This window comes from Actinoplanes sp. CA-252034 (assembly GCF_050956125.1).
In the GTDB taxonomy this organism is placed as follows: Bacteria; Actinomycetota; Actinomycetes; order Mycobacteriales; family Micromonosporaceae; genus Actinoplanes.
Map to the genome: position 1 here is coordinate 9232082 of NZ_CP191846.1, position 14761 is coordinate 9246842.

The window sequence follows — 14761 nt, forward strand, 5'->3', positions numbered from 1 at the left end:
ACTTCGATAAACCCCGGCCCGGCCCGGCCGATAGAGGAGCATGACCCACGCCCAGGCCACCGGCCCAGCACCCGCCGCTCGGGCCGTTCTCGAGTACCGCCTGCACCTCGGCGTGGGCTCGGTGCTGCTCGTCGCTCTGCTGGCCGGCCCGGAGCAGCTGTCCTCGCCGATCATGGCGCTGCTCCTGGCGATGGGGCTGTGGGCCATCCACCGTGGGCCGCACCTGAACCGGCCGGCCGACGAGAAGCCGTGGCGGCACATCCGGCACGCGTCCTGGTTCTTCGTGGTCAGCAGCCTGGTGCGGGTGGTCCGGGAGGCGGGCCTGATGCCGGACTCCCTGGAGCTCCTGCCCGATCTGCTCACCGTTCCGGCGTACATCCTGGTCGGCTCCTGCTTCATGATCATGCTGCGGCAGCGGCGAGCAGATGACGACGACTCGGCGCGGATCGACGCGCTGCTGATGGGGTTGAGCTCGGCCTTCCTCGCCTGGATCTTCCTGATCGCCCCGAACCTCACCGACCACATGAGCGGGTCGCAGCTGGTCAACGCGCTCTTCCCGGTCTTCGACGTGACGATCCTGGTGCTGGGCGCCCGGCTGATGCTGTCCCGAGGCGCCCGCCAGCCTGCCCTGTGGACGATGGTGCTCGCGTGTGCGGCGCTGTTCACCGGCGATCTGCTCTACTGCCTGCGCGAGGCGCTGGGGGTCGATGTCCCGCAGCAGCTGGTCGACACCTTCCTGCTGCTGATGTTCGTCCTGCTGACCGGGGCGTCGCTGCACCCGTCGATGCGCACGCTCACCGAGCCGCAGCAGAGTGTGGCCCATAACCTGAGCCGCGGCCGGATCGCGCTGATCGGCGCCATGGTGATCTTCCCGGTCGGCCTGACCGCGCTGATGCCGTCGGGCACCACGATGAGCCACGTGTTCCGGGCCGTCCTCTGCCTGTCGCTGGTGCTGACCGTGCTGATCCGGGTGATCCGCTCCAACAACTCGCGGGCCCGGGCCGAGCGGATCAGCCGGCGGCGGGTCACCCACGACACGCTCACCGACCTGCCCAACCGGGAGCTGCTCACCGAGACGGTGTCGCTGTGGGCCGCCCGCGCCACCGAGGAGCGGCTGGAGATCAGCCTGCTCTTCCTCGACCTCGACCGCTTCAAGATGATCAACGACAACTGGGGCCACCGGGTCGGGGACGAGCTGCTGCGAGCCGTCGCCATGCGGCTCACCCAGCAGGTACGCGCGGAGGACGTGGTCAGCCGGATCGGCGGCGACGAGTTCGTGGTGGCGCTGGCCGGCCCGCCCAGCGAGAGGCTGGGCGAGCAGCTGGCCGAGCGGCTGATCGCCGAGTTCAACCGCCCGTTCGCGCTCTCCATCGGCGACGTGGTGACCTCGGTGTCGATCGGGGTGGCCAAGTCCAGCGGCGACGTGCACGCGCTGGACCTGATTCGTGACGCGGACACGTCGATGTACCGGGCCAAGAGCAACGGCCGCAACATGTACGCGCTCTTCGACGCCTCGATGCGTGATCAGGTGCAGGACCGGGTCCGCATGGAGCAGGCCCTGCGTGGCGCGATGGGGCGTGGGGAGCTGGCCGCGCACTTCCAGCCGATCATCGACCTGGCCACCGGCGAGCTGGACGGCTTCGAGGCGCTCATGCGCTGGCACTCGCCGGAGCTGGGCTTCGTGTCGCCGGTGCAGTTCATCCCGATCGCCGAGGAGACCGGCATGATCGAGGAGATGGGGTCGTGGCTGCTGCGCGAGTCGGTCCGGCAGCTGGCCGAGTGGACCGCCCGGCGCGGGCCGAACGCGCGTCCCCTGCACGTCTCGGTGAACGTCGCGGTGCGCCAGCTGCGCGACGGCTCGCTGGTGCGGCTGGTCGACGACGCGCTGCGCGAGCACGGCCTGCCGCCGTCCGCCCTGTGGCTGGAGATCACCGAGTCGGGTGTGATGGAGGATCTGGAGACGGCCCTGCTCACCCTGGACGCGCTGCGGGCGATGGGCGTCACCCTGTGCGTGGACGACTTCGGCACCGGCTACTCGTCGCTGAGCTACCTGCACCGGCTGCCGGTCGGGATCGTCAAGATCGACCGGTCGTTCGTCTCGGACGTCGGCGAGAACGGCGCCAACGAGCCGATCGTACGGGCGGTCCTGGCGATGACCCGGGCGATGGGACACCGCGTGGTCGCGGAGGGCGTGGAGACCGAGGCCCAGCGCGACTGGCTCCGCGAGCAGGGTTGTGACCTGGTGCAGGGGTGGCTCTACAGCAAGGCCGACGTGCCCGCCAACCTGACCGCCTGGATCGACCGGGCTCCCGCGCTGTCGGAGGTCTGAACGGCCCCGCCCGACCTGGCCGCCCGCCTGGCCGATGTGGCGGACCGGCTGATCAGCGCTGCTCAGGGCTGACGCCCCCTGATGGGATCGACATGGACGGTGACGACTCTCACCCCTAGGCTGAGCCGGCGCGTTGTCGGTGTCCGAAGGGGAGAGTGGTGCGGTTCCGGCTTCTGGGGCCGGTCGAGGCGGCCGAGGAGGAGCGGGTCGTCGTGCTGGGCGCCCTCAAGCAGCGGCACCTGCTCGCCGCCCTGCTGTTCGACGGCGGGCACCCGGTCACGTTCGAGGCCCTGATCGATCGGCTCTGGGGTGACGAGCCGCCCGCCGACGCGCGCGGCGCACTCTACGGCTACGTGGCGAGGCTGCGCCGGGTGGTCAAGGACAGCACCGGCGTCACCCTCGTCCGCTGGTCGGGCGGCTACACCCTGCAGGTCCCGGAGAGCTCGGTCGACCTGTTCCGCTTCCGGCATCTGCTCGAGACGGCACGGAGCGCGGGGCCGGAGGAGCGGCTCGCCGCGCTGGAGGAGGCGCTCGGGCTCTGGCGCGGCGACGCCCTGGCCGGCCTGCCCGGGGAGTGGGCGCAGCGCACCCGGGAGAGCCTCGACCAGCACCGGCTGGGTGCGCTGGCCGACTGGGCGCTCACCGCGATCGCCCGGGGGCGGCATGCCGAGGCCGCGGACCGGCTGGCGGTGGCGCTGGCCCGGGACCCGCTCTGCGAGCCGCTGATCGCGGCGATGATGCGCGCGCTGCACGCCTCCGGGCGTACCTCCGAAGCTCTTGATCTCTTCGCCCGCTCCCGCAACCGGATCGTCGATGACCTCGGCGCCGAGCCGGGCCCGTTGTTGCGTGAAGCGCACACCAGCGTGTTGCGCGAGCCGGCCGAGGTGGTGCGCGGGACGCGGCCGTTCCTGTTGCCGCCGGACCTGCCCGACTACACCGGTTTCGACCATTCGGTGTCCGCCACCGTCGAGGCCCTGCGCACCTCCCCGGCGAGCCCTGTCGTGGTCGTCTCCGGGCAGGGCGGCGCCGGGAAGACCGCGTTCGCGGTGCATGTGGCGCACGCCGTCCGTGAGCACTACCCGGACGGGCTGCTCTTCCTCAACGTGGGCGGCGCGGACCCGCTCGAGCCGGCCGAGGCGCTGAGCCGGCTGCTGCGCATGCTCGGTGTCACCGACGCGAACGCGCAGGGCAGCTCCGACCTGCGCGAGCGTGAGGCCCGATACCGTGCCGAGCTGGCCGGCCGCCGGGTGCTGGTGGTCGTCGACGACGCCGTCGGGGCACGGCAGATCCACCCGTTCATGCCCGGTGACACCGGTTCGGCGCTGCTCGTGACCAGCCGCAACCGGCTGGTCACGGTGGCCGCGACGCACCGCGTGGAGCTGAGCACGATGACCGCCGGCGAGGCGCGGGCGCTGCTGACGCGGGTCATCGGCAGGGATCGCGCCGAGTCGGATCCACGGCAGACGGACCGGCTGATCGGTCTGTGCGCGCGGCTGCCGCTCGCGGTACGGGTCGCCGCGGCCCGCCTCGCCGCCCGCCCGCACTGGTCGGTGGGCCAGCTCGCCGACCGGCTCGACGACGAGCGGCGGCGGCTCGACGAGCTGGCCGTCGACGACCTGGAGGTGCGGGCCGGCCTGGCCGTCGGCTATCGCGGGCTGAGCCCCGGGCACAGCTGACGTTCCGGGCGCTGGGCTGCCTCGATCCGCCGGCGTTGACCGCGATCACGGTGGCGGCGCTGCTGGGGACCGGGCTGGACGAGGCCGACGACCTGGTCGAGGAGATCACCGACGCCCGCCTGCTGGACGTGGTGGGGTCGGACGGGCCGATCACCCGGTACCGGATGCACGACCTGGTCCGGCTCTACGCCGCGGAGCTGGCCCGGGCCGACCCGGTCCGGGAGACCGTCACCGCGGCGGTGTCGGCGCTGCTGAGGCTGGTGGAGCACCTGGCACAGCAGCTGCCGGTGGCCACCCCGCGACTGCACCATCCGGAGCTTCCCGAGCCGCCCGCCGGCTGGGCGGACACCGTCGACCGGGTCGACCTGCGGCGCTGGTTCGACGACGAGGAGCCGGCGCTGATCGCCGCGGTCGAGCGGGCCGCCGCCCTGGACCTGGTGGCGCCGGCCTGTGGTCTCGCCGACGCGCTGGTCTTCGCGTCGTTCGCGGCGCGCAACAACTTCGACGGCTGGGAGCGCACGCACACCGCGGCGAGCGCGGCGGCCCGCCGTTGCGGTGACCGGCTGGCCGAGGCGGCGATGGAGTGCGGCATCGGCCAGCTGCGGTACGCCCAGGACCGGTTCGCGGAGTCGCGGTCGCACTTCTCCCGCGCCGCGGAGCTGTTCGAGGCGGCCGGTCACGACCGCGGGCAGGCGGTGGCTCTGAACGGGCTCGGCACGGTCAGCCGTGAGCTGGGCGAGCACGCGACCGCCCTGCCGCAGATCAACCGGGCGCTGGAGGTGCTGGACCGGCTCGGCGACGACGCCGGGGTGGCGCACGCCTACTACAGCCTCGGGTTCGCGCACCGGGAGCTGGGCGACGACGAGGTCGCGATGGACCATCTGGCGTCGGCGCTGGCCCGTTACCGCCGGATCGGCCACCGGCGCGGGGAGCTGATCGCGATCCGCGGCATGGGCCTGGTGCACCGGGCGCGCGGCGAGCTCGACGAGGCCGAGGAGCTCTGCTCGGCGGCGCACACCATCGCCACCGGGATCGGCGAGACGCATCTCGCGGCGTACACCGCGCAGGCGCTGGCCAAGGTCTGGATCCGGCAGGGCGATCCGGACCGGGGGCTGGAGCCGCTGCGGGTCGCCCTGGCCGCCACCACCGGCCGGCGCGACGGGCACGGCACCGCGCTGGTCACCCGGACCCTGGGCGAGCTGCACCTGGCCGCCGGGCGGCTGTCCGAGGCGGCGGAGCTGCTGGAGTCGGCGTCGGCGCAGTGGCGCGACATCGGCATGGATCTCAGCCGGGCGCGCACCCTGCGCGATCTGGGTGCCGTCCGCTGCGCGGCCGGCGATCATCAGGCCGCACATTCGCTCTGGGCCGCCGCGGGAGACGTCTTTCAGGCTTTGGGGGTACGGGAGAACGACGAGCTGACCGCCTGGCGTGCCCGGTTCGGGTGTGACTGCCCGTCCTCGGCGCTGCGCAGCACCCGCAGCACGTTGCCCCCGGCCAGCGCCGCCAGCTCCGCGTCCGACCAGCGCCGGGCCGCGAGCTCGCCGAACAGCCTGGGATAGCCAGACACGTCGTCGAGCCCGGCCGGGGTGTCGTCGCAGCCGTCGAAGTCCCCGCCGAGCCCCACGTGGTCGATCCCGGCCACCTCGCGGACGTGCTCGACGTGGTCGGCGACCTGCTCCACGGTCACCGGCGGCGGCGGACCCTGCGGCTCCCGGGACCAGGCCCAGCGCTCCGCCGACAGGAACGCCGGCACGAACGTCACCATGCACACCCCGCCGTTGCCGGCCAGCCGCGTGAGCACGTCGTCGGGCACGTTACGCGGATGCCCGCAGAGCGCCCGCGCCGACGAATGACTGAAGATCACCGGTTTCGTGGTGACGGCCAGGGCGTCACGCATCGTGGTGTCGGCGACGTGTGACAGGTCGACGAGCATGCCGATCCGGTTCATCTCGGCGACGACCTCACGGCCGAAGTCGTTGAGCCCGCCGAGCCGGGGCGTGTCGGTGGCGCTGTCGGCCCACGCGACGTTCCGGTTGTGGGTGAGGGTCAGATACCGTACGCCCAGCTCGCCCAGCATCCGCAGGACCGCGAGCGAGTCGCAGATGCTGTGCCCGCCCTCGGCCCCGAGCAGCCCCGCGATCCGCCCCGCCCGAAACGCCGCCTCCACCCCGTCGGCCGTGGTCACCAGCTCCAGCCGCCGGGGAAAGCGCCGGTGCAGCGCGTGCACCAGGTCGATCTGTTGCAGGGTGCGCACCACGGCCGCCGCCGGTGGCAGGTCGCCCGGCACGAAGACCGACCAGAACTGCCCGCCCACCCGTCCGGCCGCCAGCCGTGGCAGGTCGGTACGGGTCAGCGGCTGCCGCTGGTCGAGCGCGAACTTCTCCAGATCGTCCGGCGACACCGCTCCGCCGTGCAGGGACCGCAGCGCGTCCGGCAGGTCGTTGTGCCCGTCGATGAGCGGATGCTGGGCCAGCAGCCGGGCGATCCGGTCCCCGGCGGTCTCGTCACGCGCGGGCTCGTCGATCGGCCACATGGTCACCCAGATCCGTGGACTACAGAGCGCGGAAGGTGCGAGATCCCCCCTTGAATGCTGATCCCGCACCGTCCGCGCTCATCAGGCGAGGAACGTCGAACTGGGCGCCCGCCGGCGCGTCTCGTCGTCCCGTCCGGCGCCGAGATCAGATTCCCAGCCCCACCTGCCGTACTTCTGGCACGTTTCTGTCAGCAGCGTGGCGTCAGACGCCGTCCTCCAGGCTCGCGCCCCAGCGGGCGAACTGGGCCCGGGCCTGGCGCTCGGAGCGGGCCAGAAGGCGGGCCCGGCCGCCGGGCAGGCGACCGAGGACGTGGCTGACCAGCAGGTTGGCCGCGATCCGGGCCACGCCATACCACGGTGGACGGTAGGGCAGGCCCAGATCACGCATGGCGGCCGGGCCGAGCAGCCAGCAGCTCACCGACAGGGCCCGCTCCCGCTCGTAGCGCCGGCGCCGGCCGGTGGTCACGTCGTCGGTCATGGTGATCAGGGCCCGGGCCAGGGCGACACTGTTGGCGTCCGGCGGCGGATCGTTGGCCAGGAAGTGGTAGAGCAGGCGGCGGCCTCGGCGCTCGGTGTGCGGCAGCCACTCCTCGTCGACGCCCATCAGCCAGCCGACGTAGCTCCACAGGTGCATGACCGCCGCCGCGTCGGCCCGCGACACCCGGACCCCGAGCAGGCGCAGGTGCAGCAGGAAGCTGGTGCTGAAGACACCCAGGGTGCTCGCCTGGTCGTACTGGTTGATCGGCACGCCGCGCAGCTCCCGGTCCCAGGTCGGGTCGGCCTCCAGACGGGCGTTGAGCAGGGCGTGCATGACGCGGACGTGCGCGGTCGCCCGGAAGCCCGCACCGTCCGGGGCCAGGCCGCCGGGCGCCGTGACCGCACGCCACCACAGGGAGGTCTCCCGGATGCGCCGCAGTGTCTCCCCGCCGGCCAGCCGCCCGGTGCGGACCAGCGGTTCGAGAGCGGCGGCGGTCCGATACCCACCGAGCAGGGAGCCGTACGCCAGAACGAGCCCCGCATCCATCCCGAAGGCCCGGCACGCCTCCGCTCCGCGGGCCAGCTGCTCGTCGTCGACCCAGTCCGGCCGTTGCGACAGCGCCTCCCAGAAGGCCCGGACCGGCTCCGGCGCGTCGGCGGACGGCCCGGTGGCCAGCGCCCGGTGCAGCTCGGTCGGGTGGACCGCGCGAACCAGGCCGGCCGCGAGCTCGTCGCGCCGGAGCAGGCCGGTCGCCAGGGCGGCGAGCTCGGCCTCGGTGGGGTCCGCTCCGGGGCCGGCGACCAGTCGCAGTGGCCGGGCCGCCCGCTGCGCCCACGGGCGGTCCATCCCGAACCGGCGCGGTGCCCTCGCATCGGCGTGCGTGCTCATGCCTCGACGATAAAGAGAGCGGAAGCCGGTTCACCACTCTTGCGCGGGTCGGCCGGCCCTCGGGAGACAGGCGCCGGCACCAGATCCGTCAGCGGGTGCCGGCGACCACGGTGCTCACCTGGGTTCCGGAGAGAGTGCCACCGATGTAGAGGCCGCCACCCACGGCGGTACCGGACACCGTTCCGCCGGTACGGACGGCGTAGGTCGTACCCCTGGAGATCTGGTTGGAACTGAAGACGACGCCGCGGAACGCCTTGGTGGGCTGGTAGGAAGCGATCTGCGTGCCCGAGGTGGTGGCCAGGTGGACCACGGTGCCGGCGGCCTGGTTCGCGCTGAAGGTGACCGACACCCAGCCCTGGCCGGAGGACGGGAGGGTGCTGGTGGTGGCGCTGATCCCGGACGAGATCAGCGTCCCGCCGGTGATGGTGAGGGCGCCGTTGGAGTCGAGGCCGCCCTCGCCGCCACCGCGGGTCGCCGATCCGCTGACCACGACCGTGCCGCCGCCCAGCGTCAGCGCGCCGTTGGAGTCCAGGCCGTCGGTGCCGCCGCTCGCCACGACCGTGCCGCCGGTGACACTGATCAGGGCGTTCGGCGAGTTCTGCATCTCACCGTAGGCGGGGTCGGAGGCGTTGAACGCGTCGTCGGTGGCGGTCGCCGAGACGCTGCCGCCGGTCACGTAGACCTTGAGGCCCTCGACACCCTCGTACGACCTGGTGACGTTGACCGTGCCGCCGGCGATCCGTACGTCGGTCTCGGCGTGCACGCCGTCGTCGCCGCTGGAGACGGTCGTGGTGCCGCCGTCCACGGTCAGGTTGGCGTCCGAGTGCAGGCCGTCGTCGGTGGCGGTGACGTTCACCGTCCCGTCGCTGATCACGGTGAGCACGCCGGCCTTGATGCCCTTGCCGGTGGTGGTCGCGGTGATCGAGCCGCCGGTGACGATCGCGTCGGTCTGACCCGTGATGCCGTCGTCGGTCGCCTTGACGTTCACGGTTCCGCCGGTGACCGCCACGTACCCGCGGGTGGCGTCCTCCTCGTTGTCGGACTTGAGGCCGTCGCCACCGGCGGTCGCGGTGATCGAGCCGCCGCTGACGATCACGTAGTCCTGGCCGCGGAGAGCGTCGTCGGGCGCGGTGGCGGTGATCGTCCCACCGGCGATGATCAGGCCGTCCTTGACGTTGATGGCGTCGTTGGCGTTGCCGGTGACGACGAGCGTCCCGGTGCCGGCGATGCTCAGATCGGCGGCTGAGGCGATCGCTCCGTCCACCGAGGCGGCGCCGTCGGTGAGCCGGTTGGTGGTGCCGGCCTGCAGGTGGATCAGCACCTCGTCGGCGGCGACCACGTTGATCGCGCCGGTGCCGCCGGTGATGGTGACCCCGTTGAGGATCAGGCGGACGATGCCGGTCCCGGTGCTGTTGACGACGATCTGGCCGGACGTCAGCGAGCCGCTGAACCGGTAGGTGCCGGCCGCGTTGACGGTCACCGTGCTGCCGGCGACCGTGACGTTCGAGCTGGTCGTGGTGGCGCTCGATCCGGTCAGGGTGACCGCGGCGACGTCCGACTCGTTCCAGGTCAGGTCGGCCGCGCTGAGGTGACCGGCCTGGTTGGCGGCGAGAGCGGCGGCGCCGGCCGGACCGGCGGCCAGCGCCGGCGTACCGGGGACCAGCGCGACGGCGAGGGCGGTGGCGGTCAGCGCCGCGGGGACGGCGAGACGGGGGATTCTGGGCATGGGAGATCCTTATGTCGGGGGAAATGAGTGCCTTCAGCAGGGAAGGTGGCGGCGCAGCAGACGGCGCCAGGGCACGTCCGGCAGACCCGGGCGCAGCGCGGCGAGCCCGGTGGCGTATTTCGAGATGCTGACCGGCCGGTGCCCGCAGGCCCAGAGCAGCCGGTCGGTCGGGGAGACCGACGACGCGGTCTTGGTCTCCACGACGGCGACGTCCGGTAGAACCAGCTCACGGCCGTCCGCGTCGGTCCAGGTGAGACCGATGTCGACGGTCATCCGAGAGTCGTCGGCCGGCTGGTAGAAGGTGGTGCGCCGGTAGTGGGTCGACAGCGTCGGCCGCAGTACGAGCCGGTCGTCGCCGAGGATGTCCTCGACGAACCAGCGACCCGGCTCGACGTCGTCGCAGTGGTGGGAGTCGTAGGGCAGGCGGTCCTTCACCGTCCCGCCCCGGTAGCCCTCGGTCTTCACCTCCAGCCAGCACAGCGCCGAGTCCAGATAGGTGCGGGTGCGCACCTTGAACCGCCGCCTGCGGCGATAGGCGGTGAGCCGGAAGCTGACCAGGTCGGGGGTGTCGAAGTAGACCGATCGGTAGCGGAACGCCCGCAGGCCGTCGATCTCCAGCACCCGGGTCGCCGGATCGAGCCGGGACAGCACCTCGCCGGCGGCCGCGAGCGGCAGCACGTACTTGCGGTCGGTGCGGGTCTGCAACTCCGCCTTCTCGGTCAACTCGGCCAGCGAGACCGGGTCGAGATGGGCGGTGGTCACGGTCATCGGCCGGCTCCGACGAGGGCGTTCTTGTTCGGGGCGTACGAGTACCGCACCTCCACCACGGTGGTCTCGTTGACCAGATCCACCCGTTCGACGGTGGCCGCGTGCACCCGCGCCCCGAGGATCCGCTCCAGTTGGGCGACCAGGGCCACGTGGTCGGTGACCGCGTTGTCGAGCACCATCACCTGCCGGCGGTAGGACCGGAGCAGGCGTGGATGGTCACCCAGATACATGACCACGAGGATCAGCGCCATGAGCGCCGGGCTGAGCCAGACCGGCCCGCCGCTGAGCGGCCCGAGGATGCCGAGGGCGAGCGCCGAGAAGTAGTAGGCCACCTCGTGCTGGTCCAGCTCGGTCGACCGGAGCCGGATGATCGACAGCACGCCGAACAGGCCGAGCCCGAGGCCGGCGCCGACCGAGCTGGAGCTGAGCGATCCGGCGACCGCGAGCACGCCGACGTTGACCCCGAGGAACGCCACGACCAGGTCCCGTCGCCGGTGCCGTGGAAAATACAGCCCGAAGACGAGAACACTCACAGCGGCAAGATCTAGCGCGAAGAGCGCAAGCCGGGGCATAGTGGCACGACCTCTCAGTGCGCCTGGCCGGGACGTCAGCCCCCTGAACGCCATCCGGCCGGCAGGTTACGTATCGATGAACTTCGATTAGACCCTAGCCGCGATCCGGGCGAACCTCATCGAACAAAACCTCGGAATAGCCTCAAAGAATCCTGTGCACGACCTATGCTCCACACCCGCGAGCAGCCCGTGCACAATGATCGCCGGCTATCAACTTGTCTGCGAGGGCCGGTGCAATGGGTTTCGACGGTTTCATCTCGTACAGTCACGCCGCCGACGGGCAACTCGCCCCGCGCGTGCAGCGTGGCCTGCACCTCATGGCCAAGCCGTGGCACCGGCGGCGCGCGCTGTGGATCTTCCGCGATCAGACCGGCCTGTCCGTGACGCCGACATTGTGGTCCTCCATTCAGGACGCACTGGACGACTCCGAGTACTTCGTGCTTCTCGCCTCACCGGAGGCGGCCGGATCGGAGTGGGTCAATCGCGAGATCGAGCATTGGGTGAGCACCAAATCACCGGCCCGGATCCTGCCGGTGGTGACCGACGGCGTCTGGCGGTGGGATGCCGCGAAGCACGACTTCTCCGCCGACTCGACGTCGATCCCGCCCGCATTGCGCGGAGTGTTCGACGAGGAGCCCCTGCATCTCGATCTGCGGTGGGCGCGCGACACGTCCCAGTTGACGCTGAGGGACCCCCGATTCCGGGATGCCATCGCCCGCCTCGCCGCCCCGATGCACGGAATGACCAAGGACGACCTCGAAGGTGAGGACGTCCGCCATCAGCGCCGCGCCCGGCGGCTGCTGTCCTCGGCCCTCTCCATGCTGCTCGTCCTGGCGGTGACCGCGGCCTCGATGGGTGCCGTCGCCGTCCGCAACGGTGATCGCGCGACGGCCGCCGGCGCCGAGGTGATCCGCCAGCAGGAGACCGCCGAGACGAACAGAGCCGCCGCCGACCGCTTCGCCGCGGAGGCCAGACAGCAGCAGCAGGCGGCACGCCGGGAAGGCGAGAAGGCGCAGCGGGCCGGCATCGAACGACAGCGCCAGGAACGGCTGGCCCGCGAACAGGGGGCGGCGGCCGAGCAGGCCGCGGCGGAGGCCGCCCGGGAGCAGCAGAACGCCCGGCAGCAGGGGCAGATCGCGGACCGGGCCGCCCGGCGAGCGGCCGACTTCGAGCGGATCGCCCGAGAGCAGGAGGCGGCGGCACGGCAGTCGGCGGGCGAGACGAAGCGCATGCAGGAGATCCTGGCCCTGCAGCAGCGCAATGCCGAGGCCGCGGCCGCGAACGCTCGCCGGCAGGAGACGATCGCGAAGGAACAGCAGCGCCTGGCACAGGAGTTCGCGGCGGAGGCCGAGCTCCAGAGCCGGATCGCCCGCGAGCAGAAGGAACTCGCGCAGGAGGCCGCGACCGAGGCCGAACAGCAGCGACGCATCGCGGTGGGCCGGCAGTTGATGAACGAGGCGAAGGCCGGCGCGAACGGCGAGCCCGCGACGGCGTTGAGACTGGGGCTGGCCGCCGAGAGCATCCAGGCCGACACCGAGAGCCGGATCGGGCTGACCTCTCTGGCGACGTCGACGCGGTACGCCTCCACTCTCGCCAGGGACATCAGGTTGGTCGCCCACGGCACCGGTGACGTCGTCGCCCTTGCCGGCGCCGACGGCACGCTCTCCCTCTGGGACTTCCACGACCAGGCGCACCCCCGCCGGCTCTCCACGATCCCCGGGGCCGGTCTGCTGCAGGCACTCGAGTTCAGCCCCGACGGCCACACGTTGATCGCCGCCACCGGCAGGGCGGACATCACCCGGTGGGACGTCACCGATCCGGTGCAGCCGGCTCCGCTGACCCCGATCCCCTCCGTGTTCGCCTACTCGACCGCTTTCAGCCCCGACGGACGAACCCTCGTCGTCGGGTCGGATGGCGGAAACGCCACGGTCTGGGATGTCAGCAGAGTGGACAAGCCGGTCCAGGTGTCGACTCTCCCCCACGGCCCGGCGGGTGCCCCGGAGGTCGCGTTCAGCAGAGACGGCCGCACCGTGGCCACCCGGTACGGTCCCACGATCATCTGGGACCTCACCTACCGGAACCGGCCCTACAAGCGGTACGTCGTGGAGGACGAGGGGGTCAGCCGGCCAGCCCTGCACCCGAACGGCAGGATCCTCGCCATCGGCGCGAGCAACGGCACCGTCACCCTCTGGGACCTGCTCAGCCCACGACGGCTGACGACCCTCAAGATCAGTGACAGCCAGATCGGCACGGTCGAGTTCAGCGCCGACGGCACCGTCCTCGCCGTGGGCCACAGCCGGGGGATCTCCGTGTGGGACGTCACGACGCCGGCCGTTCCGATGCGTAAGGCCGACCTGCTCGGCGACCACAGCGTCTTCTCCGTCGACTTCACCCCGGACGGCCGCTCGCTCGCGGGAGCCGGCAAGGGGCTGACGCTGTGGCCGCTGGCCGGACCCGGCGAGCCGCAGTTGACGAAGACGCTCCCCTACGACACGCCTTCGCGGGCGACGGGGTACGCAGCGGACGGGCGTTCGATGGCTACCGTCCACCATTCCGGCGAGGTGTCCTTCTGGGACACCACTCCGCCCGGCGGGCCGGTGCAGCGATCGACGTGGTCCAGCGGCGCGGACGTCATGGCAGCCGGGTTCAGCCCCGACCTGAGCCTCGTCGCGCTCGCCGGGCGAGACCACAGGGTGAGGTTGATCGACCTGGCGAACCCGGCGTCGCCCACACCGTTGGGTGAGATCGACGCGGGGGACTACGTCACCACGGTGACGCTCAGCCCCGACGGGCGCACCCTGGCCGTCGGCACGCCCATGGCGACAGTGACGCTGTGGGACATGACCGACCGTCGTGTGCTGACCCCGATCGCGCGCCTCGAACACGGAAAGGCGGCCCTGGAGAACGTCACGTTCTCACCGGACGGCGGACTGATGGCCGTGGCCATCAGCAACAGCGGCGTGGTACGGCTGTGGGACCTCAGCGACCGGACGAAACCGGTCACCGCCGCGTCACTGCCCGGGCCGGACACCTACGTGGTCGGGCTTGCCTTCAACTCGGACGGCAGGAGACTCGTGACCGGCAGCGGGAACACGGTGAACCTGTGGGACATCACCGACGCCACCCGCCCGGCCCGTCTGGCCACCATCGCCACCCCGGTGAACTCGGTGGCACTGACCGCGGACGACCACACCCTGGCCGCGGTCGTCGACACCGGGATGGTGCTGTGGGACCTCTCGGACTGGACGAGACCGGTCCGGCTCGTCGCGCACCCGCACACCCAGATCCGGCGAGCAGTGGTGGCCTTCGCCCCGAACGGCCGGACCCTGTTCACCGGAGGAAGCTCGTACTTCGGCGGACGGTCCACTCTCTGGGACATCACCGCCATCCACGATCTCCGCGCCGATCCCGCCGTGCAGGTCTGTGCCATGGCCGGTCGTGGCCTCAGCCCGGAGGAGTGGGTGCGCTACGTGCCCGAGTTCCCCTACGAGCCGACCTGCCCCGGCGACCCGCCGGCACCCACGGGTAAGGGCACGCGCTGACTCCGGCCGCCCGGCGGTCCCCGGACCGCCGGCCGGACCAGCCCCTGGAAGATCTCCCTCACTTGACCGCCAGCCCACTGAAGACGGTGAGTAGCGCCGCGGCAGACACCCAAGCCCGTGTCACGTTGATCGAAGTCAGCCTCGTCGAAGTCTCGTCCGTACCCTCGTTGGCGCTTCGTCATCAACTCACTTGCAACTCGGCCGCTCCCAGCGAAGAGCGCACTTGCCGCCGCAGCAGTGTGGCCGAGA

At 71.8% G+C, this 14761-nt stretch carries 8 protein-coding genes and 1 pseudogene; 4 read left to right on the forward strand and 5 right to left on the reverse strand.

Annotation, left to right across the window (positions count from 1 at the left end; all coding sequences use genetic code 11):
• Window positions 1-40: 40 nt before the first annotated feature.
• From ACQPZW_RS41625 to ACQPZW_RS41635, 3 genes and pseudogenes are all read left to right on the forward strand, one after another.
• Complete coding sequence (locus ACQPZW_RS41625; protein WP_433791539.1) at window positions 41-2329, forward strand: putative bifunctional diguanylate cyclase/phosphodiesterase; 2289 nt, start codon at window positions 41-43, stop codon at window positions 2327-2329.
• Between the two features lie 158 nt (window positions 2330-2487).
• Window positions 2488-4005, forward strand: coding sequence for a BTAD domain-containing putative transcriptional regulator (locus ACQPZW_RS41630; RefSeq protein ID WP_433791540.1), 1518 nt, complete (start codon window positions 2488-2490; stop codon window positions 4003-4005).
• Window positions 4006-4583: 578 nt separating this feature from the next.
• Window positions 4584-5303, forward strand: a pseudogene (locus ACQPZW_RS41635) (tetratricopeptide repeat protein); the annotation flags it as partial.
• An 86-nt stretch (window positions 5304-5389) separates the two neighbouring features.
• Here ACQPZW_RS41635 and ACQPZW_RS41640 read toward each other — a convergent pair.
• From ACQPZW_RS41640 to ACQPZW_RS41660, 5 genes are all read right to left on the reverse strand, one after another.
• The gene (locus tag ACQPZW_RS41640; RefSeq protein WP_433797773.1) at window positions 5390-6538 is read right to left on the reverse strand and encodes a dipeptidase; all 1149 of its coding nucleotides are present in this window, start codon (window positions 6536-6538) and stop codon (window positions 5390-5392) included.
• A gap of 202 nt (window positions 6539-6740) precedes the next feature.
• Window positions 6741-7904: an oxygenase MpaB family protein gene (locus ACQPZW_RS41645; protein WP_433791541.1), complete on the reverse strand. Its 1164-nt coding sequence runs from the start codon at window positions 7902-7904 to the stop codon at window positions 6741-6743.
• A gap of 88 nt (window positions 7905-7992) precedes the next feature.
• Complete coding sequence (locus ACQPZW_RS41650; RefSeq protein WP_433791542.1) at window positions 7993-9630, reverse strand: carbohydrate-binding domain-containing protein; 1638 nt, start codon at window positions 9628-9630, stop codon at window positions 7993-7995.
• Between the two features lie 33 nt (window positions 9631-9663).
• On the reverse strand, window positions 9664-10398 hold the full coding sequence (locus ACQPZW_RS41655) for a polyphosphate polymerase domain-containing protein (protein WP_433791543.1): 735 nt from the start codon (window positions 10396-10398) through the stop codon (window positions 9664-9666).
• The gene (locus tag ACQPZW_RS41660) at window positions 10395-10931 is read right to left on the reverse strand and encodes a DUF4956 domain-containing protein (RefSeq protein WP_433791544.1); all 537 of its coding nucleotides are present in this window, start codon (window positions 10929-10931) and stop codon (window positions 10395-10397) included. The genes ACQPZW_RS41655 and ACQPZW_RS41660 overlap by 4 nt, the downstream gene beginning before the upstream one ends.
• 275 nt (window positions 10932-11206) lie before the next feature.
• On the opposite strand from ACQPZW_RS41660, the gene ACQPZW_RS41665 reads away from it, so the two are divergent.
• Window positions 11207-14512, forward strand: coding sequence for a TIR domain-containing protein (locus ACQPZW_RS41665; protein WP_433791545.1), 3306 nt, complete (start codon window positions 11207-11209; stop codon window positions 14510-14512).
• Window positions 14513-14761 lie beyond the last annotated feature (249 nt).

Coding starts and splice junctions, on each gene's coding strand:
- ACQPZW_RS41625 (WP_433791539.1), top strand. CDS start 41: ATGACCCACGCCCAGGCCACCGGCCCAGCACCCGCCGCTCGGGCCGTT.
- ACQPZW_RS41640 (WP_433797773.1), bottom strand. CDS start 6,538: ATGTGGCCGATCGACGAGCCCGCGCGTGACGAGACCGCCGGGGACCGG.
- ACQPZW_RS41645 (WP_433791541.1), bottom strand. CDS start 7,904: ATGAGCACGCACGCCGATGCGAGGGCACCGCGCCGGTTCGGGATGGAC.
- ACQPZW_RS41650 (WP_433791542.1), bottom strand. CDS start 9,630: ATGCCCAGAATCCCCCGTCTCGCCGTCCCCGCGGCGCTGACCGCCACC.
- ACQPZW_RS41655 (WP_433791543.1), bottom strand. CDS start 10,398: ATGACCGTGACCACCGCCCATCTCGACCCGGTCTCGCTGGCCGAGTTG.
- ACQPZW_RS41665 (WP_433791545.1), top strand. CDS start 11,207: ATGGGTTTCGACGGTTTCATCTCGTACAGTCACGCCGCCGACGGGCAA.